Source organism: Elstera litoralis (assembly GCF_000963705.1).
In the GTDB taxonomy this organism is placed as follows: domain Bacteria; phylum Pseudomonadota; class Alphaproteobacteria; order Elsterales; family Elsteraceae; genus Elstera; species Elstera litoralis.
Map to the genome: position 1 here is coordinate 1 of NZ_LAJY01000498.1, position 797 is coordinate 797.

General features: G+C 53.2%; 1 pseudogene. It reads right to left on the reverse strand.

The features are described from left to right. Positions 1–623: pseudogene (locus VZ95_RS16375) on the reverse strand (TylF/MycF/NovP-related O-methyltransferase); the annotation flags it as partial. Between the last annotated feature and the right edge of the window lie 174 nt (positions 624–797).

Below are 797 nucleotides of genomic sequence, written 5' to 3' on the forward strand. Positions count from 1 at the left end.
GAACTGCACCAAGTATCGACCTGCTGCACGCCGCGATGGGGCAGAAGTCGGCAAATCGCCTCATCCCCCAAGTCGGGATTATAGACCTCGGTGACGATGATGGTTTCGCGGACGCGGCGAGCGACCTGTTCAAGCAAATTGAACGGCGCGCGCGTATGCAGCAAAACACTCGCTAATAGGCCGATATCGTAATCGCCCACATCGGGTTGAATATTATACGGATCGGTCTCGATCATCCGAACCGATGATTTATGGAGATTGTGGTAGTACCAAAAAGAATTCCGAACGCCCCCAATAATATCAACGAATTCTTTTCGCCATTTTTCGACATCAAACCCCTCAAAGGGAACAATATCCCAAAGATGGGTCATAGGCGGTTCAAGGCAGGTGACGGTTGCCCCGGCCTTTTCCATATGAATCGATAGAAAACCGCTGGCGGGACCGACCTCGAAAACGGACTTTCCTTTAAAATCGACACCGCCGAGATAGGCATCCACGTCTTTGCGCAAATCCCATTCGCCCGAGACCTCACCCGAGGGTAACGCGACGGAATGGTAAAAGCGGCAGTCTTTCAGATCAGGCTTACGGGGGGGAACGATTTTAAAGGAAGCACCCTTCGACATAAAAACCTCGCCCGTCTGCAAATTTATCGAGTAGCCACTATAGGGGATTGCGCCGCGCCGACAATAAGACGGTTCTCCGGCATCCCTGACCCGGCATTTCTGCGTCCTGCCCATTCCGGCCCCAATCGAATTTCCGCTTCTCCTCTGCCTCCGTTTTGCGCATGATCCCGCCGC